We start from the raw sequence: 24,436 nt of genomic DNA on the forward strand, positions 1-24,436 counted from the left end.
GAGGTTCAGCAGCAACGGCGAATCGATCAACTTCCAGGCAATCAGCGCCTCCAAGACGTAACGATCCAATTCGGTGGCTCGGCCTACTGGTCTACGGTCTGGTGTGCCAGAAAGTGTTTGATAATCATCTGTTCCATGCCCTTCTGCGTACGGCCATGGGGCCTCAGACCCTGTTCGGCCCACGCGCGATCGAGCTCCTGACGCAGGTCTTCCGGAATCCAGCAGGACAGCATCACCTTGCCCTCTCGGCTGGAGGTGCAATGACGCTCGGACGAGGACACGGGAAGCAGTTGTGCACTTGCACACAGTCTTCCAGTCCCAGTCCCAGTCCCAGTCCCAGTTCCAGGCGCTGCGCCCCAGGGACTGCCCGCAACGGGTAGGCGGAGCGCTCAAGGCCGCCGCCGATCGGGCAGAATGAGAACCGTTCTCAGTCTCTGACGCGGTCATGCCCCAACCGATGGAGCTGATGCGGGCCCCCGTGCCCGTGACTGTGCTCACCGGCTTCCTGGGCGCCGGCAAGACCACCTTGCTCAATCACATCCTCACCAACCAGCAGGGTCTGCGCAGCGCTGTGCTGGTGAATGAGTTCGGTGAGGTGGGCATCGACAACGAGCTCGTGGTGGCCACCAGTGATCAGATGGTCGAGCTCAGCAACGGCTGTATCTGCTGCTCGATCAATGGTGAGCTGCTGGAGGCTGTGCACCGGGTGCTGCAGCGCCCCGAACCGATTGATCTGATCATGGTGGAGACCACCGGCCTCGCTGACCCCCTGCCGGTGGCTGTGACGTTCATGGCCGGCGACCTGCGAGACCGGCTCCGGCTCGATTCGATCATCACCCTGATTGATGCCGAGCACTTCAGTGCCACCGCGATGGAGAGCCCGATCGCCCGCGCCCAGGTGGTGTACGGCGACATCCTGGTGCTCAACAAGGCCGACCTGGTGGATGAGCAGCGCCTGGCCGTGGTGGAGTCTGAACTGCGGGCGATCAAGACAGATGCCCGCATCCTGCGGGCCTGCCGCGGTGAGGTGCCCCTGGGTCTGCTGCTGAGTGTGGGCCTGTTCGAGAGCGACCGGCTGGCCGCACTGCAGGCCCAGGAGGAGGCCCGGGGCGACGCGCTGGGCCATGAGGATCAGCGCCAGCAGCACGAACCCGGACATCCCAGCCATGACCACCAGGACAGCCACCACAACCCTGGCGATGGGCATCACCACCATCACCACGAGCATGACCATGCGCATCACCACCATGCCCATACCCTTGAGCTGGAGGGATTCAGCTCCGTGAGCCTGGCCGTGCAGGCCCCGCTCGACCTGCGCCGTTTCCAGCACTTTCTCGATCAGCAACTGCCTGCATCGGTGTTCCGCGCCAAGGGGGTGCTCTGGTTCCGCGAGAGCCAGCGCCGGCACCTGTTTCACCTGTGCGGCAAGCGCTTCACGATCGACGATTCCGACTGGCCCGAGGGCTCAGATCGCCACTCCAAGGTGGTGGCGATCGGCAAAGGGATCGATCAGGCAACCATCAAGGCCCAGCTCAAGGCCTGCGTGGCGGCGCCATGAGCCAGACCCTCCTGCTCTCTGGGCCTCCGGGCTGCGGCAAAACCAGCTGGATTCTCAACCAGATCCAGAGCCATTCCGGCCCTTCCGGGTATCTGCGGCTTGCGGGCTATCCCGACGAAGGTCTTGCCCAGGCCAGGGACGGTGGCATCGATCGCGCCTTCCTGCTGGACCAGTGCCCGGAGCTGCTGGACCTGAGTGACCTGGATCAGGCCCTGGCACCCCATCCCGCCGGCCTGCTCGCGCTGATCGAGCTGCCCCAGTTCCATCCGCCGGCGCAGGCCGGCCTGGCGGGCGTGGATCGGCGGGTCATGCCCCAGCTGCAAGCCCTCCATCTCACTCCCGATCGCCATCTGCACTTCGGCCGAGACCCTGAGCTGCCCCAGCAGGACACGCTCGACTTCAGCCATCTGCAGGTCTGGAGCCTGAACCTCAACGCCGCCGTCTGGGATCCCGCCAGCCTCAGCAGCTTCTGGTTCGAACTGGTGAATGGGGCCTATGGCGATGTTTACCGCGCCAAGGCCCTGATGAACCTGCCCGATGGCCGGGCGTTCTTCTGCAACTGGATGGTGAGCCAGGAGGGATCCCAGTTTCTGCCCCTGCAGACCATCGCCCTGCCCAACGGCCGGCCTGATCGCCTGTCCCGCCTGGTGGTGCAGGGCAAGGACCTTGACCCTGCGGCCATCGAGGCCACGGTCGCCAATTGCCTGCTCAGCGATGCCGTGCTGGAGCAGCAGCAGGTTCCTCTGCGCCAACGCTACACCCAACCAACCCGTTCCGCCTGATCGCCATGGCCCACGCTGTGATCTCGTGTCTGCACGCCAACCTGGCCGCTCTGGGGGCGGTGCTGGCGGACATCGATCAGCTCGGCATCGCCACCATCACCTGCCTGGGGGATCTGGTGGGCTATGGCCCCCAGCCCAATGAAGTCGTGACCCTGGTTCGAGAGCGCGCCATCCCCTGCTGCCAGGGCTGCTGGGATGAGGACATCATCGAGGGGCTCAACTCCTGTGAGTGCAGCTACCCCTCGCAGCTGGCGGAACGGCGCGGTCATCAGGCCCATCAATGGACTGCCGAGCAGCTGAGCGAGGAGAACAAGGCCTTCCTCGCCAGCCTGCCGATGTCCTTGCGACGCGATCGGCTGTTGTTTGTGCATGGCAGTCCCAACAGTCAGCACGAAGTCCTGCTGCCCGACATGGATGCCTTTGCCGCTCTGGAGCGGGTGCAGACGGCCGATGCCGACACCCTGTTTTGCGGCCATACCCACCGCCCCTACGTTCGTGAGCTGCGGGATGGCGTCATCCGTGTGCGCGTGCAGGCGTCGACGGATCCGCAGTCACCAGCCGAGCGGGAGATGGCCTTGCCCGTGCGCCGCATCGTCAACGCCGGCTCTGTGGGTGAGCCGCGCCATGGCAACACCCACGCCACCTATGTGATTCACGACGAGGTCACCGGCAACGTCGAGATCCGCGAAGTGCCTTACGACGTAGAGCGCACCTGCAGGGCGATTGTTGAGGTTGGACTGCCGCCGGTGTTCGCCTGGCGTCTGCGCCATGGCTTTGAGTACGCCGAGCGGGCCGATGACGCCAGCCACGTGTGTGAGCGCTGATGGCACGCTGGGCACTGGTGAGTGGGTTGCAGGGCGACCTTGCGCTCTACGAGGCGCTTCAACGGGATCTGCGCCAGCTGGGCCGAGTCGACACCCTGTTTGTGTTGGGTGATCTGATTGGTCCCGACAGGGATGCCAATGCTCTGCTGGCTCGGCTACAGGATCCCCGCCGCGGAGAGCTGGCGCCTCAGTGCATCTATGGCTGGTGGGAAGAGCAGTTGCTCGCCGAACGCGGCTATCGCGGGGAGCGGCGGGCTGACCCTCTGCGTCAGCAGTTCGGCCAGGCCGCCGTGGAGGCGCTGGAGCAGGCCGTTGATCCAGGACATCTGGCCTGGCTAGCAGCCCTGCAGTTCGGCTTCATCGAACTGGATTGCGCCCTGCTGCATGGCAGCTCTGCCGATGTGGGCGACAACCTGGGTCCAGACAGCTCGCCGCTGTTGCTGCTGGACCGGCTCACCCGGATGGATGTTAACCGCCTGTTCACCGCCCGCAGCGGCGAGCAGTTCAGCGTGGAGCTCTCGGGTGGGGGGATCGCCTCCGCCGTGCGGGATCTGGCCGGCGAACAGCAGCTTCAGCAGGTGGTGCCACAGCGCAAGGTGATCGGCATCGGCTCCGGCCTCCGCTACACCCTCTATGACCCAGGCAGCGACAGGATCGCCTTCAGGACGGTGGGCCAACAGGCTGGATCGAGAGGACGGGGGTTCGCGTGACGCCTGCTTTCGGGGGAACCGTGGAACGCCTGCAGCTGGATCTGGCCGGACACCGGCTGGGGATCATGCTGGAGCGTTCCGGGCCCCGAACGGCACCACTCTGGTTGCTGCTGCCGGCGCTGAGCACCGTCTCCAGCCGCAGCGAATGGAAGCCCCTGGCGGAGGCCGTCGGTGATCAGCGCCAGCTCGCCAGTCTTGACTGGCCGGGCTTCGGCGACAGCGATCGACCGGCCATCGGCTACGACGCCTCCCTGCTGCGTTCGGCACTCCGGGCTGTTCTCTCCTACCTCCACACCATCCACCCAGGCCGCCACAACGGTTCCGCTGGCTGCGGCAGCTGGTCGCCGCACCGCTGATCGGCCCCGCGCTGTATCGGCTCAACACCAGCAAGGCCGTTCTCAAGCTGATGTTGCGCCGTCACGTCTGGGTGGACCCTGACCTGTTGTCCCCAGAGCCGGTTCGGCAGCAGCAGCAACTGGCCCGCCGCCCGGGGGCGCGCTTCGCCAGTGCGGCCTTTGTGACAGGCGGCCTCGATCCAGCACAGGAGAGCGACTGGTGGCTTCACCAGGCCCGGATGCTCCACTGCCCGCTGCAGGTGGTCCTGGCGGCGGAGGCACCACCGCGCTCGAGAATGGAGATGGAGGCCCTGGCCTGGGTGGCGGATCAGCTCAGCGTGATCCCGGGGCGGCTGGGCCTGCATCAGGAATTCGGCGCCCTGCTGGTTCGGCAGTTGCTGTCGGGCGACGGGTCATTTGGCTGACCATCAGGGCCAGCAGGAATCCCCCAAACTGCACGATGACCACACAGGGGCCGGAGGGCAGGTTGGTGAGGCCTGAACCCAGCAGACCGAGCAGGGCACAGCCGCCACCGAGGCCCGCCGAGACGAGGGCATAGACCGGAAAGCGGCGGCTGACAAGCCGCCCAGCGCAGGCCGGGATGACGACGAAGGCGCTGATCAGCAGCACGCCCACCGCCTTGATCGACACGGCCACCACGACGGCCAGCAGCACGATGAAGGCCAGGCGGTGTCGGCTGGCCCCCACCCCGAAGGCCCCCGCCAGGTCGCTGTTGAGGGTGAGCAGCACCTGCGCCCGCAGGCTAAGGGACAGATACACCAAGGCCGCCACCAGCAACAGGCCGATGACCGTCAGATCGCTGCGGCTGATGCCGAGGATGTCACCGAACAGCAGCTGCTGAATGCCGCCGCGGTAGGTCTCGACCAGGCTCAGGGCCACCACCGCAAAGGCGAGGGAGGTGGAATACACGATGTTGAGCAGGGCGTCTGCGGGCAGACCGCTGCGGGCAACCAACTGGTTCACCAGCAGAGCGAACAGCACCGCAAAGGGAATCAACACCAAGGTCGGGTTGATCCCCAGCAGGATGCCCAGGCTGATGCCCAGCAGGGCCGAATGCCCCAGCGCATCACTGAAAAAGGAGAGCTGCCGCAAGACGGCAAAACTGCCCAGCAGCCCGCCAAGAGCGCCGGTGAGCAGTCCCCCCAGCAGGGCCCGCTGCATCGAGGGTTCCGCCAGGATGTCCGGGATGACGGTGAGATGCGTCATGGCTGCTGCGGACCTGCGTTGCTGTGTTGGTGGCGGTAGGGCACCACGTTCGGTCCATACAGCTCCAGCAGCCGTTCGGGGCTGAGGGTGTGATCAGGGCTGCCGCTGCAGCGCAGACGGCGGTTGAGGCAGAGCACCTGATCGCAGCTGCGTCGCACCATCTCGAGATCGTGGGAGACTTGCAGCACGGTCCAGCCCTCCTGACGGCGCAGCTCGAGAAGCAACTGGTGAAACTGTTCCATTGAGGGGACATCCAGACCAGCCTGGGCCTCATCCAGAACCAGCAACTGGCGGGGGCGCACCACACAGAACGCCAGCAGCACCCGCTTGAGCTGGCCACCGGAGAGTTCACTCAGCAGCCGCTCGCCAAGAGCGCCGCAGCCCGTACGCTGCAAGGCCTGCTGAATCGCCTGGCGGCGGCCCTCGCGGCCTCCACCCAGCCAGGCCAGGTTCAGGCCCGGCAGATCAAAGCCGAACCCGACAAACTCACAGACCGTCAGGGGAAACCGACCCTGCAAGGCCAGGGTCTGGGGCAGATAGGCGATCTGGGAGCGAACCGAGCGGGGAAGCTCTCCGGCTGGACCGAGTTCCTGGCCCAGGATCTGCACCGAACCGCCTGACCTGGGCAACAGTCCAAGCAGGGCCGCCACCAGGCTGCTTTTGCCCGCCCCATTGGGCCCCACCAGGGCGGTGTCGGTTTCCGGGGCCAGGGAGAAGCTGACCCCATCGACGGCCAGCAGGCCGTCACGCCGAACGCTCAGGTTATGAACCTGCACCACCGGGGAGGATCCCATCAGCCCTCAACCACCGAAGGCCTGAATCAGACCGGCTGCGTTCTGTCGCATCACCTGCAGATAGGTTCCCGGATCCTTGACGGAATCCAGGCTGCCGGTTTCCAGCGGGTTAAACACAACGATCTTCACGCCAAGATCCTGGGCCAGGGTGTTGAACGAGCGCTGACCTTCTTGGGGCTCGCTCAGGAGGGCCTTGAGCTGCGTTGTCCTGACCTCAGCCGCCACCCGCTGCAGATCGGCGGGACTGGGGTTCAGTTCCGGCACATCCACCAGGAACTCGGCCTTCAGGCCGTAGCGCTGGGCGAAGTATGGGGCGAAATCGTGGAAGGCGATGAAGGTCTTGCCGCTGTAGGGCTTGAGCTGAGCGGCGATGTCGCTGTTCAGCTTCTGCAGCTGGTTGATGTACGCAGCTGCATTGCGCTTGTACCCCTCGGCGCAGCTGGGGTCTGCCTTGACCAGGCCATCGCGGATGGTTTCCACCTGCTGCACGGCCCGCAGCGGATCCAGCCAGATGTGGGGATTGACCGCCCCATGGGCATGACCATGCCCTTTGTCCTCTCCATGCTCGTGGCCAGAGCCTTGGTCATGGTCAGAGCCATGCTCATGACCGTGCTCCGCTTCGCCTTCCGGAGAGTCGATGGTGGCAATGCCGCGGCTGGAATCAATCACGGCGAGCTGGCTGTTGCCGACTGAGGCCACCAGCTTGTCGAGGAAGCTCTCCATCTCCAGCCCGTTCTTCACCAGCACCCGGGCCTGGCGCAAGGCCGTCAGATCGCTGGGCCTGCCCTGGAACTCATGGGGCCCGGTATTGGCAGGGATGAGCGGTGTCACCGTGGCGCAGTCCCCGGCGACGGCCCTGGTGAACAGGGTGATCGGCAGGAAGGTGGTCACCACCGGCAGCTTGGCGCCGCTTGAGGAACTCTCCACCTTCTGCTGCGGCGCTCCACAGGCCGCCAGAAGCAGCGAGAGGGAGATTGCGCCTGCGCGGATCAACAGGGCGTGGATGGGTGCCATCAAGAGAAACGACGGAGAGAACGGGGCAGCTCGGCGGGCAGCGGGCTGCTAAGGATGAGAACCATTCTCACAGTAGCGGTGAGCGAAGGGCCTGCCGCAGGACGTCGTGCCATGGGATTCCGCGCGCGCTCAGGCTGTCCTGCAGGGCATCCAGCAACGTCAGTGCGCAGGCCGTGTCGTCTCTCCCTGGTGGCTGCTGCCACTGCCGGGCCAGCGCTTCGGATGCCTGCCGCAGCTTCGCCATCGGCTCCTGCATGGGGTTGATGGCTGGATCAAGCCGGCGCTGTTGGGCGCGCTCGCTCAGGGCATCCGCCGGTGGAGCGAGTGCCGCCGGACCACCTGCTGTTGGGGTGGCACCGGTCTCGTAGAAACAACCCCGCGCCCCGGTATGGCAGGCCACGTCGCCAACCTGCTCGACGCTCAGCAGCAGGGCGTCTGCGTCGCAGTCGTAGCGAAATCCCTGCAGCAGCTGGAGATGACCACTGCTGGCTCCCTTGTGCGACAACTCCTGGCGCGAGCGACTCCAGTAGTGCACCTGGCCGGTCTCAAACGTGGCCAGCAGCGAGGCCCGGTTCATCCACGCGAGCATCAGCACCGCACCATCGAGCCAGTCCTGGGCGATGGCAGGGATCAAGCCATCGCTGTTGAAACGCAGGTGGTGGATGCAGGCGACGGGCCACTGTTCCCTCGCGCTCATGGCCTGGCCTCCTCGTTCGGATCGAGGGGCCACAGCACCCAGTCACCCTCCCCTCCACCAGCGGCCAGGGCCTTGCCGTCGGATCGCCAGGCCACCCTGGTGAGCGGCTGGCCATCGAGTTCGAGCACCTGCAGCAGGGAGCCGGCTGCGCTCCAGAACGCCGCGGTGCCATCCCGCGATGCCGTGACGATCGGGGCCTCGGCAGGACCACAGGCCATCGCCCCAGCGTCAGGGCGTGAATCTTGCCCGGCAGGTCAGCGACCCCCAGCATCGGTTGCTGAAGATCCCGCCACAGCACCAAGCGCCGATCCAGCAGACCCGCCGCCAGCCAAGGCGGATCCACGCCCCACACCAGCTGGAGCACGGCCGAGCCCGTTTCCAGTCGCAGAGGTTCCGCGCTGGCTGGTGATGCCAGGGACAGGCTCCAGATCCACACCCCCTGGCCGGTGCCCGCTGCCAGTTGATCGCCCGCTGGGCTCCAGCTCAGGGCCATCACCGCTCCGCCCGGGCTGCAGAGCGGCGGCAACCAGACCTGGTCCTCGCTGTGCCAGATCCAGACCTCCGCTCCCCTGGCCACGGCCAACTGGGGGCCATCCGGCTGCCAGGCCAGCTGGTCGATCCAGCCCTCGACTGCTGGCACGATCACCTGCACCGGCACCTCACCGTCCAGGCGCCAGAGCGACAGCACGCCGTCTTCGCCGCCTGCGGCCAGCCAGCGGCCACAGCTGGAGAATCCCAGGGCATCGAAGCCCTGACCGCCGGTTTCACTGGCCTGGAGCAGGGCCAATCCACGCCGGCTGCGAAATCGACAAGGATGAACTCACCCGCAGCGCTGGCTATGGCCAGTTGGGCTGCCCAGGGTCCCCAGGCCAGGCCGGTGACGCAGCCCTGCACCCTGCCGCGAAGCTGCTGGCTCACCGGCCCCTTGGTCGTCGGCCGCAGCGGGCCTGAGCCTTCAGTCATCACGGCTGTTCCTGCTGTGCTCCAGCAACTCATTCAGCTGCCACCGCTGCGCCTCATGGGGATCGGGTGCCAGCTCGCCGACCAGCTCCCGGGCCAGGCGCTCGACCATCTGCGGCCACTCCACCTCATCGGTGCGCTCAAGCAGAACCTCCACCGAGAGCAACCAGGCCTGCAACACCCGAAGGTCGCGGAGAACCCGCTGCCTGCCCATGCTCTGCCGCTCCACGGATGGCAGCTCTCCGGCCAGCTGGTGAACAACGGCCGTCGTCAGGCTCTGCATCGACTGGAGACAGGCCCAGAGCTGCTCCTGCTGACCCCTCAGGCTGCCCCGGCGGCGCAGCAGCCCATCGTGCATCCGCTGGAAACGCATCTGCTCTACGGCTGAGGGTCCCTGCTCCCAGGGGTCCTGCCCAGCAGCGTCCCGCGCATCCAAGGCCATCAGATCAGCAGAGGGTCAGGCCCCGGCGACAGGAGCAGCGACATGACTCTTTGCCAGCGAACGAGAATCATTCTCGCAGGCTACGGTCCCGGGGTCGATCCGTCCTGCGATGCGGCGCAGCACCCGCAAGCCGGGGGACATGGAGCCATCGCACCAGCAGTGACCGCGCTCGTGCTGTCCCCGTGGCTCTCCAGGCCCCGTCCCCTCCTTGCCAGACAGGGCTTACGACCCGGTGGCAACTGGTGCGGATCCGCCAAAGCCACGACCGATAGAACCGCGCTCCCGCTCCCGCGCCGGCACAGACACCGGCCACAACCACCAGCGCCCTTGGGCATCGCCGGCGGCCAGATGGCGTCCATCCGGTCGCCAGGCCAAAACATTGAACCCGCTGCCCTGCCCTTCGATGGGCTGCATTAGGAGTTTGCTGAAAAACCCCGCCGCCTCTGCGAAAATAGGGCAACTGCCCCAGGTTTGATGCGAGGTCAGCAGGAGCGCAGCGGCTCCTTGTTCTCCTACGTCTCGATCGAGGAGCGGATCCCGACCAGCCATCCACTCAGGCGGATTCGCAAGCTGGCGGATCAGGCCCTCGATCGACTCAATCCCACCTTCTGCAGGTTGTATGCCTCAGAAGGGAGACCATCGGTGCCGCCAGAGCAGCTGCTGCTGGCCTCGTTGTTGCAGGCGTTCTACGGCATCCGCTCCGAGAGGCTGCTGCTGGAGCAGGTCCACTACAACCTGCTGTTCCGCTGGTTTGTGGGCTTGAGCCCTGACGATGCGATCTGGCATCCGACCACATTCACCAAGAATCGTGATCGGCTCCTCACTGACGACGTCATGGGGCTGTTCCTGGAGAAGCTGATGGGAGCACCCGAGGTCAAACCGCTGCTCAGTGACGAGCACTTTTCGGTGGACGGCACGTTGCTCCAGGCCTGGGCGTCACACGCTTCCTTGGAGCGGATCGATGGCCAGGAGGATCCTCCGCCTCCGCCCACAGGTCCTGGCGAAGGATTCGGTGCTCCCAAAGAGGGAAAGAAGCGCGCCAAAGGGGACTTTCGCGGCATCAAGCTCAGCAACGAGACCCACCGCTCCAGCACCGATCCTGAGGCACGGCTGGCCCGGAAATCGAATGCCCATCCAGCGCAGCTGAGCTATCGGGGCCATGTCCTCATGGACAACCGCCACGACCTGATCGTCGATTGCCGCGTCACCCAGGCCACGGGCACCGGTGAGCGGGATGCCGCCAAAGAGATGGCAGCAGACCTCACCGGTGCCCACCAGAAGACCGTCGGCGCCGACAAGAACTACGACACCAAAGGGTTTGTCGCTGAGATGCGGCGGATCGGTGTCACGCCCCACGTGGCCCAGAACACGGCCCGCAGCGGTGGCTCAGCCATTGATGGCCGCACCACCCGTCACGTGGGCTACTCCAAATCGATCAACGCCCGCCGGGGGATCGAAAAGGTGTTTGGTTGGATCAAGGCGTTCGGAGGGCTGCGCCAGTTCAAACTGCGCGGTACCGAGAAGGTCGGCGCCGTGTTTGGCCTGCATGTGATCGCCTACAACCTGATCCGCCTGGGCAACCTGCTCAAGCCCGCGATGGAGGCGGCATGAACAGCCCGTTGTCCAGAGGTGTGCCCAATAGGCCTCAACCAATGCCTTGCAGAGAGGCCAACGATGCCGAAATCGGGCTGTTTGCGGCTCTGATAGCCGCCGATCCGTCTTTTTGAGCCGGAAATCCACTGATGCCTGTGGAAAACTGGCTCGTGGGTTGGTTTTTCAGCAAACTCTTAGCTGACCTCGCCCATCCCAGAGCGCCACCGTGCCATCGCTGGAGGCGCTCGCCAGCATGGTGCTCCCGGGCGCAAAGGCCAGGGCACTGACGCGCTTCTCATGCCAGAGCAGCGGTTCCGGTTGCCAGGCCTTCGAGCCCTGCCTCACCTGGGTCCAAGGGATCACAGCCTCTGCCGCCGCGCTGGCCAGCAACGGCGCCAAGCGCCCCGGCTGATCACTCCAGGCCAGCTGGCGCACCTTGGCCGGGAAGCCACTGAACTGCCAGGGCTCACCGTGGCAATCCTCCGGCCACACCAGCAGGGAACGATCCAGCATCCCGCAGGCCAGATGGTGCCCTGGCGCCGAAAACGCCAGGGCCAGTCCGGCCGAGCCGATGGGGTTGCGCGCCGGGGGTTCGGATGGAGCACTCCGAGCCGGCTGCCACAGCACCAGCTCCCCATGGCAACTGGCCGCCAGCTGCATCCCATCGGCACTCCAGGCCAGGGCCTGGATCGTGCCGGGGAGATTCATGGACGGCTCCTGCCAGCGGCGGCTGGCCCCATCCCAGAGCCGCAGAGACCGCCCGACCGCCACCGCCAGGAGCAGGCCACCGGGCTGCCAGGCCGCCGCGTCGATCCAGCCGCCCCCCAGCGGCATCGGTGCAAAGGCCAGGGGGCGCACGCCTGTGCCGCCCAGCTCCCACAGCAACAGCACACCACTCTGACCGGTGGCCATGAGGAACTGGCCGTCGTCGCTGAAGCCCACCACATCCAGGCTGCTGTCGCGCTCGCCCCGCAGCAGCTCCTCACAGCCGGCGCGGAAATCGAGCAGCAGCAGTTCGCCACCGGCGCTGGCGATCGCCAGAAACTCGCCATCGGCCGACCAGGCCAGGGCCGTGATCGGCTGCTGCAGATCGCCGCAGAGCCGTTCGCTCACCAGGGGTGCTGTCGGTGCCATCGCCAATTCAGGCCACGCAGGCGTGGAAGCCGGCGCGCAGGCCATCGGCATCGAGATCGCGGCCGATGATCACGAATTCGGTGCGGCGCCGCTCACCCGGCTTCCAGGGGCGATCGAAATCCCCGTCGATGAGCATGTGTACCGACTGCAGCACGTAGCGCTCGTCCTTGCCGTCCAGCTGGATGATGCCCTTCATCCGGAACAGATCAGGACCGCGGCTGGCCACCAGATCGGAGATCCAGCCGCCCAGCTTCTCGAGGTCCATGGGGCGCTCCTCCACCAGGGCCAGCGAACCGACGGCATCGTCGTGCTCATGGTCGTGCTCCTCGGCCAGAAAGCCCGGATCGAGGCTCAGGGCACGCTCCAGCTCAAAGGCTTCCACGCCCAGCAGCTCCTGCATCGGCACATCCGCCTTCTCACTGGTGAGCAGACGCGCCACGGGGTTGATGGCACGCACGCGGCGCTCGATGGCCTGGCGTGCCGGTTCGTCGACCAGATCCCGTTTGTTGAGCACGAGCACATCGGCAAAGGCCAGCTGCTCCTGCACCTCTTCTGTGTCCCAATGGTGCTCGACGTGCTTGAGATCGACCAGGGTCACGACCGCATCCAGCCGCAGCTCGTCGCGCAGATCCTCATCCACGAAAAACGTCTGAATCACAGGCGCTGGATCGGCGAGGCCAGTGGTTTCGATCACCAGATGGTCAAAGCGGTCGCGCCGTTTCATCAGGTTGCCGATGATGCGGATCAGATCACCGCGCACGGTGCAGCAGATGCAGCCGTTGTTCATCTCGAAGATCTCTTCATCGGCATCCACCACCAGCTGATTGTCGATGCCCACTTCGCCGAATTCATTCACGATCACCGCCACCTTCAGGCCGTGCTCATGGGTGAGGATCCGGTTCAGCAGGGTGGTTTTGCCGGCACCGAGGTAACCGGTGAGCACGGTCACCGGCAGCCGCTCGGCAGCGGGAACAGGGCTGGAGAAGACCATGGAGGGGCAGGGGAGGCAGTGCCCCCATATAATGAGAATGGTTCTCGTTTTAGCAGGTTGCACACCTGGTGTCATGCCCAAGGCTCACCACGCCCATCCATCCGATCAGGCCCGGCAGGCCCTTGGGCCCCGGCAGCAGGCCTGGTCCGTTGCCGCAAATTGCCCAACGGGGAGAGCGTTGATGCCCCCCTGGAGCGCGACGACAGTCACCTCACCTGCGTGAGCTGTGGCCACAGCGAACCGATGCCGATCTGCCTGGCGGGAACCGGCGGCTTCGGCCTGACCAAGGTGCTGCTGCAGGGGTTCAAGCCCGTGTTCCACACCTTCAAGCCCCACGGCCTCTGCAGCTCCTGCCAGCAGGGCAAACCTCTCGACCCATGGCTGACATCGTGATTGTCGGGGCCGGGCCCCAGGCTCTCACCCTCAGTTGTCTCTTGCTCCAGAAACGACCGCGGCTGCATCGGCGCCTGCGGATCGTGGACCCCAGCGGCCGCTGGCTGAGCCGCTGGCAGCGACAGATGGAGCGCTACGAGATCCCCTGGCTGCGCTCACCCTCGCCCCATCACCCCCATCCAAACCCCAATGCCCTGCGGAACTTTGCGCACAGGCAGCAGCGCAGCCGCCAGCTGGAGGGTCCCTATGGCCTCCCCCACACCGATCTGTTTGCGCAGTTCTGTCGCCAGGTGATCGCCGAGTACCAGCTGAGTGAGGGAGTGCAGGCCGCCCATGTGGAGCGCATCCGGCTTCCCCAGGTGGGCACCGGCCCGATGGAGCTGGCACTCAGCGATGGCACAACCATGACAGCCGGCAGATTGGTGCTCGCCACGGGGAGTGGCACGCCTCAGATGCCCTCCTGGGTCGGGGAGATCGCAGGCAACCATCCGCCCGAGGCGCTGAAGCACAGCGACAGGATCCATCTCCCTTCGCTGCACCCACTGCAGGGCCAACGGATCCTGATCGTGGGAGGCGGGCTCACCAGCGCCCATCTGGCCCTGGGAGCGCTTCGGCGGGGTGCGCTGGTGCATCTGCTGTGTCGCAGGACCCTGAAGCACAGGCCCTTCGATGCTGATCCAGGCTGGCTCGGGCCCAAATACCTCAAGGCCTTTCGTGCTGAACCCTGCATGCAGCGGCGACATCAGCAGGTGCTGGAGGCCCGCGACGGTGGCTCCGTCACGCCGGAGACTGCCGCCCAACTGAGGCAGGCCCAACGCGCCGGAGCACTGCAGCTCCACGAACACTGCGAGGTGCGCTCAGCGCGATGGTGCTCCGATCAGTGGTCTGTGCTCTGCACCGATGGTCATGGACTTGAGGCCGATCGGATCTGGCTTGCCACAGGGCACCGCCAGGGCGTCAGCCAGCACCCGCTGTTGCGGCAGCTCCAGGAGCAGCGTCCGATCGACTTGGTCAACGACTGGCCCGTGCTGAAGACTGACCTGAGCTGGCCAGGCAGCACCGTGCATGTGATGGGTGGTCTCACCGCCCTGCAGATCGGGCCCGCAGCCCGGAATCTCTTCGGTGGGAGGGAGGCAGCCCTGCGCATCTGCCGGGCTGTGATCAAACAATGATCAGCACCACCAGAACGGTGCACCAGCAGGGCTGTGCTGTTCCCGCGATCACAAGATTCCGCACTCAGTTCACGGGCAGGTTGCCGTACAGCTTGCAGGCCGGCTGCTTGGCCAGTTCGGGCTGAATGAATGACGCGGGACTTCTGGATGGCCGGCCTCGAGGGTGATGAATGGCCTGGAGGCACTTGGCATCCAGCATCTTGCTTTCATCGGGATCCGTGAAAACCACCAGCCGGCGCATGCGCGCGTCGCGGTCAGTTGGCTGGGGCTGTGGTGTATGGCCCTCGCCATAGCTGTGTCCGTGCGCGAGCGACACCCTCTCTTGGCCCGTGGTGGAGACAGGCTCAGGCAGATCGTTCCTGTGCCAGTCAGGTCCCTTCGTCTAGCTGCCGTGCATTGCAGCTGCCATGGCCAACAGGGGAACGCTCAGCCTTGGCTGCAGATCACCCGCTGCAGCACCTGCTGGGATTCCGTCTGCAAGGCCAGCAACACATCCCCATGGCGCTCACGGGCTGTGATCACCAGGGCCGGTCGAGGCTTGGCCGCAGGCCCATCCGTGAATGGGAAGGCGACTAGCACGATGTCGTAGCGGCTCAGCATCAGCCGGTGCCGGTCCCGCGGCGTCTGGGGTTTGAAGATGTCCGCCAGTAAGGCAGCCACTTGGTGCTCCGCAGAACCAGCACCAACCCAGATGGCACACCAGTCGCGGTGATAGCCGAACGACATTGCCGTTGAGCCCCGGTGCCGCCTGCGCTGCGCAAGGGTCGCGCAGCGACTCGGGTCAGCCCTTGCGCGGTGCGCAAGCCGGGGCAGGCCGGGTGGCGTGATCGCCGGCCCCAAGGCCCGCCTTGCCCATCTGGCCTCAGCTCCTGAGCACTTCTGGCGCCTCGGGGCAGATCAGATCAGCCGCCCTGCGGGCATCGCTGAGCACCTGCAGCAACACCCGGGGCGATTCGCGTAGCAGCTCGATCCAGTGGCCCAGATAGGCGGCGTGATTGGCCATGGCACTGCCGATTTCCAGGCGATCGCCCAGCAGCACCGCCCCCAGCTCGGCGACGAGCTCCTCACGGGCATAGGCCCTGCCGCCATCGCCTTCGGCGCCCATGCCGCCGGAGAGATCCCGGGCCAGCCGGGAGCCATGGCCGGTGGAGTGAATCGCCTCATGGGCCCAGGTGGCATAGAGGGCCGCTGCTGAATGAAAGGCCACGCGCTCCGGCAGCTGGATTCGATCCGGCAGCGGCAGGTAGCAGGCCCGATCGCCGCCAAAGCGCACCCGCACCGGCCAGCTGCTGAGCACGGCCTCAGCTGACGCCAGCCGCTCAGGCTCGGGGCGCTGGATCACTCCCTCGACCTGGCGGCGCTTCAGGATGAGCCCTTCCAGGGCCTCGCCCTCCAGATCGGCGGCATTGAAGACCGGCACCGGCCGATAGCTCACCCAGCTGCGCCCAGGCCCGGCGGCTTCCTGGCCAGCACCCCCACTTCCGCCCGTGCCTGCCGCATCAACTGGAACAGCCTCGGCCAGCTGGCCTTCGCTGCGCTGATGCACCTGGGGCCGCAGCACGTGCACGGCTTTGCTGCCCTTGCGGGGGAAGACCCCGAGCGCCTTGGCCTCGGCAAAGCCGCACCAATAGGGCAGGGCTGAACCCCGTAGGTGCATGCCCAGGGTGAGCAGCGCCGGATTGGCACCGCGGTAGCGACGGCCGGAGAGCAGATTCACGTGGTGCCCGCCAGCGGCGGCATCCCACTCGCGCCGCCAGGGAGTGGTGCCCGCCTCCAGCAGGGCGAGCAGGGAGGCCACCAGCTTCTCCTCTGGCGAGACCTTGGGGCCGGACGTGCCTTTCGGTATGGAGGTGGATCGTGATGGGGAAGCAACAGCCACGGGTGGCAAGCGCAGGACCGCAAGCGCCAGCGCGGCCAGCGACAAGGGCCGGCCGCAGCGCTCATAGAACCCAATGCCCCCAGGCGTCTCATTTCCTGCGGCGGGCTGGCTTGGGCCAGCCCCTGCGCGGTCGCGCAGGCTGAGGACTCCTGCGCGACGACTCGACTGGGAACAGCGAAAGCCCGTCCTCCATTTCGCGGTGGGTGACTTGACCCTCACCAAAGCGAGAGCCCTTGAGCACAAGGCCCTGGAGGACCGCCCTCGTCGATGAGGAAGACAGCATGGGCCGAGAAGAGGGCTTGATTCGCACCGAACGGATTGATCGCCTCGCCCTGCGCCGCAGCGAGCGCTGGAGCTGTCGCTGCACCACTGCGGCAACCTCAGTTGAGCGAGCGGGCCCGGCGCTGCTTGCGGGAGGCCTGCTCGATGGCTTTCAGCTCCTCGGCCTCCTCCAGCAGCTCACCGGAGAGGGCCTCGAGATCGTCGGCGGCATGCCGCAGCTGGGCACTCAGCTTGAGCCCCTGATCAATCGAGGCGCTGTAGGCCGCAGCCGCCTGATCAATCTCGGTGAACAACTCCCTGTACTCCTCGGGTGGATTGGTGTCCCAGTCGGGATAGGCCGCAGCGGCCTGCTGCAACACCGTCAGGGCTGAGGACCAGCTGGCCTTGAAGCGGAAATCGAGATGGCGCAGATCCTCATTGGCTCGCTTGAGCTCCTTGGTGCTGGTGACTGTTGCCAGGGCAAACACCTGCCGCCTGAGGTCGGCCAGCGTCGGTTGCTTCTGCCGTGGGGAAGACTTGCGGGCCATGGTGCTCACTCAACGAGGTCCAGGCCCAGCTGCTCACCGCCCCGCAGCTGCTCCAGCTCTCGGCGCAGGGCCTGGCTGGTCTGACGTTCGATTCTGAGGGCTTCTTGCAGCTCGTCGCGCTCGCGTCGATAGCGGTTGGAGTGGGCGACACGGCCGCCGAGGCTCTGGTCGTTCTTGGCCAGTTGCTTGCGGCGCTCCACCTCAGCCCCATAGGCACGCCGAAGATCATCCAGCTCTTTCTGCAACTGCAGCTCCGCTTTGGATTGCTGCTGCTCGGAGCGCAGGGCCACGGCCTCCGCCTCCAGCACCTTGATGCGATTGCTGAGTCGATCGACCTCAACCTGCTTGCCCTGCAGGGCCTGCTTGAGCCTGTGCAGGAGCGCACCAAGACGCGAGCGTTCTTTCTTCTGATCGAGAGCATTGTCTTCGCAGAGGCGGGCGTATTCCCTCAGCAGGCCCGTGCGCCGCTGCAGAACCTTGGCGGTGCACTGATACTTGATGATCGTGATGACACGGCAGCGCTCCAGCTCATCGAGATCCTGAACCGACTTGAGTCACCTCAGCTCGTCATAGTTGGTGCATTCGTGCCGCAACTCCTGGGTGGGTACATGGTTCTGGGCACCAATCAGCGGGAGGTTCCTGAGGTGAACCTGGCCGTACCAGTAGTCGAACTCGTCCTTCTGGTCCTGACTTCCGAACATCACGGCCCTGCCTGACGAACGATCGTTAATCCGTCGATCCTAAGTAGCCCCATCGCTCCGCACTCTCAGGACAGGGGTGCTCGAGGCACACCGCGACGGCGCTCCAGCCGCAGGATGCGCTGGGCGTGGAGGTCGTTCTCCGGCGTCCATCCCGTCTGCGGTGGAGCATCCAGCGGCGACTCAGGCAACGAGGTTTTGCGCTGCGGACGGTCGAGGGTGGCCAGCAGCAGCAGGACAACCACCAGTTCAGCGGCCAGGAGCAGGTCGATCTGGGCCATGGGACGGAAGGTCTCCGCGAAAGAACGACTCAAGCCTCAACCGCCTCTCGAGATTTGGATCATTTCTCCTGCGAAGAAGCAGTAGAGGTGCGCACATCCGTCATCAAGACCATCCGCGGGTTCGGCCGAGACCCTGTCCCACAGAAGGGATGCCAGAGGCGTACAGCATGGGGAGCGACCAGGGCGGCAGCGAAACGGGGGGCGCGCTGGCGTTGTCGGTGTGTGGGTCTGTGAACCTTCCGGGAAGGCGCAGCCCATAGCCTCCGGCCCAAGAACCCAGGACTGCCAAGCCCTCACGCCAGGATTATGCAGCATGCGCATAGTTCTGCAGCCTGATTCGCTTTGGGGCTGGGTGCCGCAGGAGGCAGGATTGACCCTGACTGGCCAGCCGTATGGTTTCCCTACCCCCCACCTCTGATTTTCCGCCTGATCCCGAGCCCCTGAGCCGGGAGGATCTCAACAGCGTCTACCTCGAGCTGCGCAACTCCTATAAGAGCTTGATGATCAGCCGCGGGCAGTACAGAAGCCGCTCGATCAAGGCGCGCGATGAAACCGCCACGCTCAGGCAGAACTTGCTGGATCTCGCTGCCCGGGAAGCTTCCGTGCGCAGCGACATCTATCAGATGCTGGAAATCGTCACGGCGATTGCCGGAGATCTGGAAGATGCGGGTGATGACATCGTCAATGAATTCGGCCGCTACAAGCTCGGCCGCAAGAACTTTCAAGGCGGTTCCTTTCTCGGTGGCCTGGTGCAGGCGGTGATCCGCTTCATCAACCGCTGGACCCACACCAAGGAGCGGGTGGTGCAACTGGATCAGAAGCGCCAGGAGTTCATCGAGAAGACCAAGGATCTACCCCCACCGAGCCTTGGAGGCAATGGCCACAACGGCCCCGTGAATCAGCCGGAGCCGACCCCACTCGCCAAGGTGGAGATCGTGGACAGCGCAGCGGTCCAGCAGGTCCGGGAGGCCAAGGCTGATGGGACAACTCACTGACACCCTGCGGGCCACGTTGCGGGACCTGGCCCAGTCTGACGCCCGCCTCTACCGCGGGCTGCAGCAGGAGCTGGGCGACACACCCCAGGCCACCAGCCAGCCACCACCGGTGCTGGAAGGGGACGCCCCTGCCAGTCGGGAGGAGCTGGAGCGTCTCTCGATCAAGGTGCTCTGGGAGTTGTGCAAACAGCGGGGTATCAAGGGCCTCAGCAGGGGCCCGGTGTCGAAACAGGTGGAATCCCTGCTCAGTCACCCCGATGGACCGCCCCTGCGCAGCGCCCTCCCCGTCAAGGCCGCCAAGGGCAGCAAGAGCGGTGCCGGTGCGGGCAAGCCGGGGACCAAGGCAGCTTCCGCAGAGCTGCAGGTCTTCGAGCAACGACTCGATCGGCTGGAGCAACTGGTGCTGCTGATCGCCCAGCAGGTAGGGGTGCCCCCGGAGGCAATCGAGCGGCTGTTGCCGCCGGCGGCTTCGGAAGCCTGAGACAGCGAGGAAGCCCAGCGGGCCTGGGGGCGCTTGATTCGCTATTTGCGAATGCCACATAGCCCCTGAGGCCTTGGCCCGCTCACCCTCCAATCCCCAGCTTGTGCTGCGTCCGCAGGATCTGGTGGTGCTGCTGCGCCTGGCCCTGGATCCAGGCCCCGCGCCTACCGATGCGGCCCTCGGCGCCGAGCTGGGCCTGACGGCTTCGGAGACCCATCAGATGAATGGGTGCCGCAGAGGCACCACCTTCATGGCTTCGGCCCCTCGACCAGCCCCTGGAACATCACCAAGGCATCGACGTAACCCAACTGCTTGTGGCGAAACGCCCCTGGCAGGGTTCCCACCAGCTGAAAGCCGTTGCGCCGCCAGCAACGGATGCCGGCGCTGTTGGTGCTCACCACCAGGTTGAACTGCATCGCCCGGAACCCCAGCCGCCGAGCCAGCTGCAGGGAGTGCTGGCAGAGGCGGCTGCCGATTCCCTGGCGGCGGCAGTGCACCGACACCACGTAGCCCGCGTTGGCGACATGGGCGCCGAGGCGCAGGGAGTTGGGCCGGAGGTAGTACGTGCCCAGCACGGCCCCGGCCACATCCACCGCCACCATCACCGCCTTGCTCTGCCCGACCCACGCCACCTGGGCCTCTTCTTCTGTGATGCCTGGGTCGTGGGGGAAGGTTTCACCAGCGCGGAACACCGGCTCCAGCAGGGCCCACACCCCAGGCCAGTCGGCCGCCGCATAGGGGCGGATCTTCAGGGGCGAGGAGAGCGCAGCCAGGGAAGGGGGATCCAGGGGATGGTGATCCTCGTCCCCCTCCAGCTGGTGAACCAACCCGCCTTTCCGATCAGCGCATCAGCAAGCCGATCGGCCCCAGGGCTGCCACCCCGCCGCAGACAGCCAGCAGCACGCACACGCCACGGGTCCAGGCCAAGGGCAGACGCCGCAGCGCCAGGAAGCTGCCGCCGCTCACCAGCACTGAGCCACTGAAGGCCCCCAGCCACCAGAGCAGGGCGGAGCCGTCGGCCGGAGCTTCCAGGCCGTGCAGCATGGCGTGTACCGCCACCGCTGCGGCCACCAGGGCGGCGCAGGCCCCCAGCTGGGGGCTCTGCTGCGAGCGGAGACTGCGCAGCACCAGCACGGCCACCGCCGTAATCGCCAGAGCTGCGAGGAATTCCTGGGCCGGCAGGGTGCCGCCCATCGCTCCAAACACACCACCGCCGATCGCCCCAGCCAGAGCCCAGAGCAGCAGCTGCGCAGAAATGCAGGAGGCGGCGGCCCCGACGCCGACCAGCAGCAGCAGGTGATCGACACCGCTGATCGGGTGCAGGAAGCCGGCGGCGATGCCGCCGTGGGCGATGCCATGGGCCTGGGCGGGCTGATCCAGCAGCAATGCCAGTGCTGAGGCCGCGCCAAACAGGGCCAGAGATCGGGCAGAAGCAGAAAGGGTCATGATGGAATCCGGTCCGCGCCGGCGAAGAAGGGGCTCAACACGGCGAGCGTTCTGGCTGAGAGGGCCATGGCCCCCATCACAGCTGCGGGACAGCGCCGGACTCGGCTCAGGAGAACCCTGCGCCCCACCGGACTTTCCTCGTTGCCTCCAGGGAGTGACCCACTGGAACCGTGATCTCCATTGTGGGTCCGGCTGGCTGCAGAGGCATCACTGTGGGTGGCGGACCAGCCAACCGAACATCAGCAACGAGGCGGCGGTGATCCAGCTGCCGCCCACCCGCAGGCCGATCGCCAGCCAGCGCGGATGCGGCGGTGCCAGAGCCTGCGCAAGCAGCAGGCTCAACACCGCGATCGCCACGGTCTCCCCCAGCAGGGCCGCCAGCGCTCCTGAATGACCGGCCAGGGCCGATCCCGCGACCAGGGCGAACAGCCCCGCCAGGCCAGCAGCGAGGGGCAGCAGCTGCGCCTGCCGCAGCCGCAGACCGAGGGCCACCAGCAAACCCAGGGCCGCCAACAGGCCTGTGCAGACGACGGCCAGCAGCAGGGGCGATGGCAGGCGCAGGCCGATCAGGCCCCCCAGCAGCCAGGCCAGCGGCAGCAGCAAGGGCAGGCGATCGCTGCAGGGCTGGCGGGCCTGCACGCCCAGCAGCACCAGGGCGATCACCAGCAGCAGCTCGGTGGGCTCCAGAAGCAGCCGCGCCATGCCATCACCCCAGGGCCCGAAGCCGGTGGGGGTGAGATGGGCGAGGAGCGCGATCACGTGAGGGCCTGCTCCAGGAACCACAGCCCCACCAGCGCCACCACCCCACCGGCCCCTTGCACAAAGCGCCGACCACCGGGCCAGCGGCGCGTTTCTCCCAGCAGGATCCCGAGCAGATGCAGCAGCCCCGTGGCGATCACAAAGGCCAGGCTGTAGAGCAGGGCGTTGCTGCCGGCCGGCAGTTCCTCGCCATGGGCATGGCCGTGAAACACCGCGAAGGCGGAAACGATCAGCGCCGCCAGCCACAGGGGCGGTCGGAGCTCGAAAAGCACCATCAGCCCCATCACCAGACCCGAGACGGCGATGCCGATCTCCACCCCCGGAATCGGAATGCCCAGTAGACCGAGCAGCCCCCTAGGGCCATCACCATCGGGAAGGCCACCGGCAGCACCCACAGGGCCGGTGGGCCGAGCACCGCACCCCAGAGGCCCACGGCCACCATCGCCACCACGTGATCGAGGCCCGAGATGGGGTGAAGCAAGCCGGCCACGAAACCACCACCGGGGTGTGCATCGGCATGGGCCCAGACAGACATCGGCACCAGGGCCAGGGCGACCCCGGCCAGCCAGGCCCATGGCCAGGTGGTTCGCGCCATTGATCTCAGGCCGTTGCCTTCCATCCTCAATCGGCTGACGGTCACCGAGGACTTCCCCTACTGCGGGTGCTGGGAGCAGGGCATCCAGAGGGAGCCCATGGCATGGACGCTGCTGCAGCCGAGTTTGCGGGCTTGCTCCAGGGCCTCCTCTCGGGTGGGGTAAGCCAACAGGTTGGCCGGCAACTGGCTATCGGAGCCGTGGTGGTGCTGATGCAGGGCACCGGCAGGAGCCCCCAGGCGCTGCGGGCCCATGCCTTCCAGGCCTGCCCACCAGACCCCCATCACATTCACTCCCGCCACCAGCACGCCCATTCCCACCACACAGGCGTTCAGCACACCCATCCCCACCACGCCAATGCTGATGACGCCCATCGGCACCACGCCGATGCTCACCACCCCCATCGGCACGATGCCGATCGAGATGATGCCCAGGGGCGCTACCCCGAAGGCGATCCGCTTGGGCTTGTCCCCACATTGGGCCATGGAAGTGCTCATCCTCAGTGGGAGGGCCCGGAGCCCTGGCCATCACCGTGCTCGGCACAGGGCATCCACTGGTTGCCCATCCTGTGGGCGCCCGTGCAGTTGAAGTGCAGCTTGGCGGCTTTCTCCGCTTCTGCCTGAGTGGCGTACATCGCCGGGACGCCGCCCGAACCTGCGGCTGGAGCGGCCAGAGCGGCGGCGGAGAACAGGAGGTTGGCTCCGATCGCGGCGGCCGCCTGCACGCCCCACGGACTGAAACGGTGCGACATGGGACGGGTGATGAGCGCAGAGCGCCTGCTGGACCGGCAGCCTAGCGAAAGTCTCCAGTAATCCGTGATCAATGGACAGTTGCTGACAGGGCTGCTGTCGCTTGCCGGTGCCTACGCTTGAGCAGCTTCCATGGACTGGAGGGTTCAGGTTGTGCCCTTGCGGGGATCGCTGTCATCGGTGCCCATGCCGGGCCTGCGCATCGGCGAGGTGGCCAGGCGAACAGGCCTCTCCGTCAAGACGATCCGCTACTACTGCGACGAGGGACTGCTCCAGCCCAAGGCTCGATCCGCAGCGGGATACAGGTTGTTTGATCAGGAGAATCTCGCTGAGCTGACGATCATTCGGGCGCTGCGAGCGATGGATGTATCGATTCCCGAGCTGGCGAAGATCCTGGAGGTCCGGCGAGCTGGTGTCTGCAACTGCTCTGTCCTGAAAGACAGCATTGCGACCAGGATGGCGTCGATTGACCAGCGGATCTCCGAGCTCAGTGCCATGAAGGATGAACTGGCTCGTCTGCTCTGCAGCTGGCAGGACTGTGGGGGCTCCAGGCTGCAACGCTGAGCCATGGACTTGCCCTGTCGCTCCGCTGAAGCGTGAGGACCCCATGCCCAACAGGAAGGCGCCCCGTGGGGGGCGCCTTAGCACCGGTTGTGGCGGTCACGTCCTCACACCAGGAACGGCCGATCGGGTGTCTGTGGTTCATGCATGTCCTGTCTGGGGCCTGGCAGGGAAGGGAAGGAGATCACGTCTGGGAGAAGAGATGCTCGGGGCTTGACCTTCTCGGCTGTGATCCCGGCTCGGGTTATGCAGCCCGGGGGTTCATCACGCGGGAATCAGAACTGGCGTATGGCTCTCTGCGGTTACGGGATGGCGTTCGCGCCGCGCCATCACGTTCACCTGTTGTGTGTCGCATCGTTGGCGCACCTCCTTTGTGCACACCGGCTCGGGTGATCCCTGGCCGGACTCTGTTGGAGGGTGAGGGTCGGGTTGGCTACCGGGCCTCCCCTCAAGTTCAAAGTACGCCTTCTCTGCGGCTGTGGGGGGTTGCTGGAGTACCTGTTCCCGTACCTTTTGCCACCCAGACAGCGCAACGCTGCTTCTGAGGCGGACCCCTCCT

At 66.1% G+C, this 24,436-nt stretch carries 34 protein-coding genes, 2 pseudogenes and 1 riboswitch; of the genes and pseudogenes, 13 read left to right on the forward strand and 23 right to left on the reverse strand.

The window, feature by feature from the left end:
* Positions 1-83 precede the first annotated feature (83 nt).
* Positions 84-281 carry a hypothetical protein gene (locus tag H8F26_RS11835; RefSeq protein ID WP_197159366.1) on the reverse strand — a complete coding sequence of 66 codons (198 nt, stop codon included), beginning with the start codon at positions 279-281 and terminating at the stop codon, positions 84-86.
* Between the two features lie 164 nt (positions 282-445).
* Between H8F26_RS11835 and H8F26_RS11840 the strand changes: the two genes are divergently transcribed.
* The 6 genes from H8F26_RS11840 to H8F26_RS11865 are packed head-to-tail and all read left to right on the forward strand — an operon-like array spanning position 446 to position 4,634.
* Positions 446-1,558: a GTP-binding protein gene (locus H8F26_RS11840; protein WP_231605162.1), complete on the forward strand. Its 1,113-nt coding sequence runs from the start codon at positions 446-448 to the stop codon at positions 1,556-1,558.
* Positions 1,555-2,340 carry a GTP-binding protein gene (locus H8F26_RS11845; RefSeq protein WP_197154081.1) on the forward strand — a complete coding sequence of 262 codons (786 nt, stop codon included), beginning with the start codon at positions 1,555-1,557 and terminating at the stop codon, positions 2,338-2,340. Before H8F26_RS11840 ends, H8F26_RS11845 begins: the two co-directional genes overlap by 4 nt.
* Before the next feature lie 5 nt (positions 2,341-2,345).
* Positions 2,346-3,164 carry a metallophosphoesterase gene (locus H8F26_RS11850; RefSeq protein WP_197154083.1) on the forward strand — a complete coding sequence of 273 codons (819 nt, stop codon included), beginning with the start codon at positions 2,346-2,348 and terminating at the stop codon, positions 3,162-3,164.
* Positions 3,164-3,874 carry a phosphoesterase gene (locus tag H8F26_RS11855; protein WP_197154085.1) on the forward strand — a complete coding sequence of 237 codons (711 nt, stop codon included), beginning with the start codon at positions 3,164-3,166 and terminating at the stop codon, positions 3,872-3,874. The genes H8F26_RS11850 and H8F26_RS11855 overlap by 1 nt, the downstream gene beginning before the upstream one ends.
* On the forward strand, positions 3,871-4,230 hold the full coding sequence (locus tag H8F26_RS11860) for an alpha/beta fold hydrolase (protein ID WP_197154087.1): 360 nt from the start codon (positions 3,871-3,873) through the stop codon (positions 4,228-4,230). Before H8F26_RS11855 ends, H8F26_RS11860 begins: the two co-directional genes overlap by 4 nt.
* 50 nt (positions 4,231-4,280) lie before the next feature.
* Positions 4,281-4,634: a hypothetical protein gene (locus H8F26_RS11865; RefSeq protein ID WP_197154089.1), complete on the forward strand. Its 354-nt coding sequence runs from the start codon at positions 4,281-4,283 to the stop codon at positions 4,632-4,634.
* Here the strand turns inward: H8F26_RS11865 and H8F26_RS11870 are convergent.
* The 7 genes and pseudogenes from H8F26_RS11870 to H8F26_RS11895 all read right to left on the reverse strand — a co-directional run bounded on the left by H8F26_RS11870 (position 4,543) and on the right by H8F26_RS11895 (position 9,343).
* A complete protein-coding gene (locus H8F26_RS11870; protein WP_231605163.1) occupies positions 4,543-5,436 on the reverse strand; it encodes a metal ABC transporter permease in 894 nt (297 codons plus the stop codon). The genes H8F26_RS11865 and H8F26_RS11870 overlap by 92 nt on opposite strands.
* Positions 5,433-6,230 (reverse strand): metal ABC transporter ATP-binding protein, encoded by a 798-nt coding sequence (locus H8F26_RS11875; RefSeq protein WP_197154091.1) that lies wholly within the window; start codon positions 6,228-6,230, stop codon positions 5,433-5,435. Before H8F26_RS11875 ends, H8F26_RS11870 begins: the two co-directional genes overlap by 4 nt.
* Before the next feature lie 6 nt (positions 6,231-6,236).
* Positions 6,237-7,244, reverse strand: coding sequence for a metal ABC transporter solute-binding protein, Zn/Mn family (locus tag H8F26_RS11880; RefSeq protein ID WP_197154099.1), 1,008 nt, complete (start codon positions 7,242-7,244; stop codon positions 6,237-6,239).
* A 67-nt stretch (positions 7,245-7,311) separates the two neighbouring features.
* Positions 7,312-7,941: a phosphoribosyl-AMP cyclohydrolase gene (gene hisI / locus H8F26_RS20165; protein WP_197154101.1), complete on the reverse strand. Its 630-nt coding sequence runs from the start codon at positions 7,939-7,941 to the stop codon at positions 7,312-7,314.
* Entirely contained in the window at positions 7,938-8,159 is a 222-nt protein-coding gene (locus H8F26_RS11890; RefSeq protein ID WP_197159367.1) for a WD40 repeat domain-containing protein, read from the reverse strand. Before H8F26_RS11890 ends, hisI begins: the two co-directional genes overlap by 4 nt.
* 485 nt (positions 8,160-8,644) lie before the next feature.
* Positions 8,645-8,728 (reverse strand): annotated as a pseudogene (locus H8F26_RS20170) (hypothetical protein); the annotation flags it as partial.
* Positions 8,729-8,896: 168 nt separating this feature from the next.
* Positions 8,897-9,343: a hypothetical protein gene (locus H8F26_RS11895; protein ID WP_197154103.1), complete on the reverse strand. Its 447-nt coding sequence runs from the start codon at positions 9,341-9,343 to the stop codon at positions 8,897-8,899.
* A 474-nt stretch (positions 9,344-9,817) separates the two neighbouring features.
* Here H8F26_RS11895 and H8F26_RS11900 point away from each other — a divergent pair, with 474 nt between their 5' ends.
* Positions 9,818-10,954: an IS5 family transposase gene (locus tag H8F26_RS11900; protein ID WP_197153730.1), complete on the forward strand. Its 1,137-nt coding sequence runs from the start codon at positions 9,818-9,820 to the stop codon at positions 10,952-10,954.
* Between the two features lie 165 nt (positions 10,955-11,119).
* Here the strand turns inward: H8F26_RS11900 and H8F26_RS11905 are convergent, their stop codons facing one another.
* On the reverse strand, positions 11,120-12,070 hold the full coding sequence (locus H8F26_RS11905) for a WD40 repeat domain-containing protein (RefSeq protein WP_197154105.1): 951 nt from the start codon (positions 12,068-12,070) through the stop codon (positions 11,120-11,122).
* A 7-nt stretch (positions 12,071-12,077) separates the two neighbouring features.
* The gene (locus H8F26_RS11910) at positions 12,078-13,061 is read right to left on the reverse strand and encodes a GTP-binding protein (RefSeq protein ID WP_197154107.1); all 984 of its coding nucleotides are present in this window, start codon (positions 13,059-13,061) and stop codon (positions 12,078-12,080) included.
* Between the two features lie 159 nt (positions 13,062-13,220).
* Between H8F26_RS11910 and H8F26_RS11915 the strand changes: the two genes are divergently transcribed.
* Together H8F26_RS11915 and H8F26_RS11920 are read left to right on the forward strand one after the other, a co-directional pair.
* Positions 13,221-13,454, forward strand: coding sequence for a hypothetical protein (locus tag H8F26_RS11915; protein ID WP_197154109.1), 234 nt, complete (start codon positions 13,221-13,223; stop codon positions 13,452-13,454).
* On the forward strand, positions 13,439-14,626 hold the full coding sequence (locus H8F26_RS11920; protein ID WP_197154118.1) for an FAD/NAD(P)-binding protein: 1,188 nt from the start codon (positions 13,439-13,441) through the stop codon (positions 14,624-14,626). Before H8F26_RS11915 ends, H8F26_RS11920 begins: the two co-directional genes overlap by 16 nt.
* A 64-nt stretch (positions 14,627-14,690) precedes the next feature.
* Here H8F26_RS11920 and H8F26_RS11925 read toward each other — a convergent pair whose 3' ends face one another.
* From H8F26_RS11925 to H8F26_RS11945, 5 genes are all read right to left on the reverse strand, one after another.
* Positions 14,691-14,942, reverse strand: coding sequence for a hypothetical protein (locus H8F26_RS11925; RefSeq protein WP_197154120.1), 252 nt, complete (start codon positions 14,940-14,942; stop codon positions 14,691-14,693).
* A 110-nt stretch (positions 14,943-15,052) separates the two neighbouring features.
* Positions 15,053-15,286, reverse strand: a complete 234-nt coding sequence (locus H8F26_RS11930) for a hypothetical protein (RefSeq protein ID WP_197154122.1) — start codon at positions 15,284-15,286, stop codon at positions 15,053-15,055.
* A gap of 202 nt (positions 15,287-15,488) precedes the next feature.
* Positions 15,489-16,424: an ArdC family protein gene (locus H8F26_RS11935; RefSeq protein ID WP_197154124.1), complete on the reverse strand. Its 936-nt coding sequence runs from the start codon at positions 16,422-16,424 to the stop codon at positions 15,489-15,491.
* A gap of 461 nt (positions 16,425-16,885) precedes the next feature.
* Positions 16,886-17,323, reverse strand: a complete 438-nt coding sequence (locus H8F26_RS11940) for a hypothetical protein (protein ID WP_197154126.1) — start codon at positions 17,321-17,323, stop codon at positions 16,886-16,888.
* The gene (locus H8F26_RS11945) at positions 17,320-17,604 is read right to left on the reverse strand and encodes a hypothetical protein (protein WP_197154128.1); all 285 of its coding nucleotides are present in this window, start codon (positions 17,602-17,604) and stop codon (positions 17,320-17,322) included. The genes H8F26_RS11940 and H8F26_RS11945 overlap by 4 nt, the downstream gene beginning before the upstream one ends.
* On the opposite strand from H8F26_RS11945, the gene H8F26_RS11950 reads away from it, so the two are divergent.
* A complete protein-coding gene (locus H8F26_RS11950) occupies positions 17,578-18,030 on the forward strand; it encodes a hypothetical protein (RefSeq protein ID WP_197154129.1) in 453 nt (150 codons plus the stop codon). The genes H8F26_RS11945 and H8F26_RS11950 overlap by 27 nt on opposite strands.
* Positions 18,031-18,080: 50 nt before the next feature.
* Here H8F26_RS11950 and H8F26_RS11955 read toward each other — a convergent pair whose 3' ends face one another.
* Positions 18,081-18,326, reverse strand: coding sequence for a hypothetical protein (locus H8F26_RS11955; protein ID WP_231605164.1), 246 nt, complete (start codon positions 18,324-18,326; stop codon positions 18,081-18,083).
* 359 nt (positions 18,327-18,685) lie between these two features.
* On the opposite strand from H8F26_RS11955, the gene H8F26_RS11960 reads away from it, so the two are divergent.
* Complete coding sequence (locus H8F26_RS11960) at positions 18,686-19,288, forward strand: hypothetical protein (RefSeq protein WP_197154133.1); 603 nt, start codon at positions 18,686-18,688, stop codon at positions 19,286-19,288.
* Positions 19,272-19,769 carry a hypothetical protein gene (locus tag H8F26_RS11965; protein ID WP_197154135.1) on the forward strand — a complete coding sequence of 166 codons (498 nt, stop codon included), beginning with the start codon at positions 19,272-19,274 and terminating at the stop codon, positions 19,767-19,769. Before H8F26_RS11960 ends, H8F26_RS11965 begins: the two co-directional genes overlap by 17 nt.
* An 82-nt stretch (positions 19,770-19,851) precedes the next feature.
* Here the strand turns inward: H8F26_RS11965 and H8F26_RS19915 are convergent, their stop codons facing one another.
* The 7 genes and pseudogenes from H8F26_RS19915 to H8F26_RS11995 form a co-directional block, all read right to left on the reverse strand.
* The gene (locus H8F26_RS19915) at positions 19,852-19,986 is read right to left on the reverse strand and encodes a hypothetical protein (protein WP_255518569.1); all 135 of its coding nucleotides are present in this window, start codon (positions 19,984-19,986) and stop codon (positions 19,852-19,854) included.
* A gap of 31 nt (positions 19,987-20,017) precedes the next feature.
* On the reverse strand, positions 20,018-20,596 hold the full coding sequence (locus H8F26_RS11970; RefSeq protein ID WP_231597802.1) for a GNAT family N-acetyltransferase: 579 nt from the start codon (positions 20,594-20,596) through the stop codon (positions 20,018-20,020).
* Between the two features lie 13 nt (positions 20,597-20,609).
* Positions 20,610-21,215 (reverse strand): HupE/UreJ family protein, encoded by a 606-nt coding sequence (locus H8F26_RS11975; protein ID WP_197154137.1) that lies wholly within the window; start codon positions 21,213-21,215, stop codon positions 20,610-20,612.
* A gap of 23 nt (positions 21,216-21,238) precedes the next feature.
* Positions 21,239-21,403: riboswitch (cobalamin riboswitch) on the reverse strand.
* Between the two features lie 19 nt (positions 21,404-21,422).
* Positions 21,423-21,974, reverse strand: coding sequence for a phosphoglycerate kinase (locus tag H8F26_RS11980; RefSeq protein WP_197154138.1), 552 nt, complete (start codon positions 21,972-21,974; stop codon positions 21,423-21,425).
* A pseudogene (locus tag H8F26_RS20175) lies at positions 21,971-22,593 on the reverse strand (HupE/UreJ family protein). Before H8F26_RS20175 ends, H8F26_RS11980 begins: the two are co-directional and overlap by 4 nt.
* 33 nt (positions 22,594-22,626) lie before the next feature.
* Positions 22,627-23,052 carry a hypothetical protein gene (locus tag H8F26_RS11990; protein ID WP_197159179.1) on the reverse strand — a complete coding sequence of 142 codons (426 nt, stop codon included), beginning with the start codon at positions 23,050-23,052 and terminating at the stop codon, positions 22,627-22,629.
* Positions 23,053-23,066: 14 nt separating this feature from the next.
* Positions 23,067-23,318 (reverse strand): DUF3721 domain-containing protein, encoded by a 252-nt coding sequence (locus H8F26_RS11995; RefSeq protein WP_197154140.1) that lies wholly within the window; start codon positions 23,316-23,318, stop codon positions 23,067-23,069.
* A 130-nt stretch (positions 23,319-23,448) separates the two neighbouring features.
* On the opposite strand from H8F26_RS11995, the gene H8F26_RS12000 reads away from it, so the two are divergent.
* Positions 23,449-23,880, forward strand: coding sequence for a MerR family transcriptional regulator (locus H8F26_RS12000; RefSeq protein WP_231605167.1), 432 nt, complete (start codon positions 23,449-23,451; stop codon positions 23,878-23,880).
* Positions 23,881-24,436 lie beyond the last annotated feature (556 nt).

The organism is Synechococcus sp. CBW1006 (genome assembly GCF_015840525.1).
Taxonomy (GTDB): Bacteria; Cyanobacteriota; Cyanobacteriia; order PCC-6307; family Cyanobiaceae; genus CBW1002.